Raw genomic sequence first — 1,063 nt, 5'->3', positions numbered from 1 at the left:
GCGGGTACGCCTCCACCGCCCACGTCGCCCGGCTGATCGGGGCCCCGGTGCTGCTGGTGCTCGACACCACCGCGCAGGGCCGCTCGGCCGCCGCCCTGGTGCTCGGCCTGCGCGCCTTCGACCCGGAGGTGCGGATCGGCGGCGTGATCCTCAACCGGGTCGGCTCGCCCCGGCACGAGACGCTGCTGCGCGACGCGCTGCACGAGATCGGCGTACCCGTGCTGGGGGCGGTCACCCGGACCGCCGAGGTGGCCGCACCGTCACGCCACCTCGGGCTGGTGCCGGTCGCCGAACGGGCACCGGAGTCTCTCGCCGTGGTGGACGCCCTCGCCGACCTGGTGACGTCCACCGTGGACCTGGACGCGGTGCTCGACCTCGCGCGTACCGCCGCGCCGTTGACCGTCGCGGCCTGGGACCCGGCCGCCGCGGTCGGCGGGTCCGGCGGGCAGGACCGTCCGGTCGTCGCGGTCGCCGGTGGACAGGCCTTCACCTTCTCGTACGCGGAGACGACCGAGCTGCTCACCGCCGCCGGCGCCGACGTGGTGACCGTCGACCCGCTGCGCGACCCGGCGCTGCCGTCCGGCGCCCGCGCGGTGGTCCTCGGCGGCGGCTTCCCCGAGGTGCACGCCGAGGCGCTGTCGGCCAACGCGTCGCTGCGCGCCGACCTGGCCGCCTTCGACGGTCCCGTGGTGGCGGAGTGCGCCGGCCTGCTCTACCTCGGGAAGTCCCTGGAGGGCGCCCCGATGTGCGGCCGGCTCGACCACACCGCCCGGATGACCGGGCGGCTCACCCTCGGCTACCGGGACGCCGTGGCCGCCGTCGACTCCCCGGTGCACACCGCCGGCGAACGGGTACGCGGACACGAGTTCCACCGCACCGTCACCGACCCCGGCCACGGCCAGCACCCGGCGTGGCGCTTCGACGACGCCGACCACGGCTTCGTGTCCGGCCGGGTGCACGCCTCCTACCTGCACACCCACTGGGCGGGCCACCCGTACGCGGCCCGCCGGCTGGTCGAGGCGGCGACCCGGTGAGCGCGCCGGCCGAGGGGCCGACGCTGACG

The 1,063-nt window shown here is 77.0% G+C and carries 1 protein-coding gene; it reads left to right on the top strand.

Annotation, left to right across the window (positions count from 1 at the left end; translation table 11 throughout):
* Nucleotides 1-1,034, top strand: a 1,034-nt coding sequence (locus tag AB0I76_RS30600) for a cobyrinate a,c-diamide synthase (protein WP_357042815.1), incomplete at its 5' end; no start/stop codon positions are given.
* Between the last annotated feature and the right edge of the window lie 29 nt (nt 1,035-1,063).

The sequence above is a fragment of the Micromonospora sp. NPDC049799 genome (assembly GCF_040656655.1).
Lineage (GTDB): Bacteria > Actinomycetota > Actinomycetes > Mycobacteriales > Micromonosporaceae > Micromonospora.
Note: the sequence above shows the minus strand (reverse complement) of the source record. Positions and strands in the feature narration are given on the sequence as shown.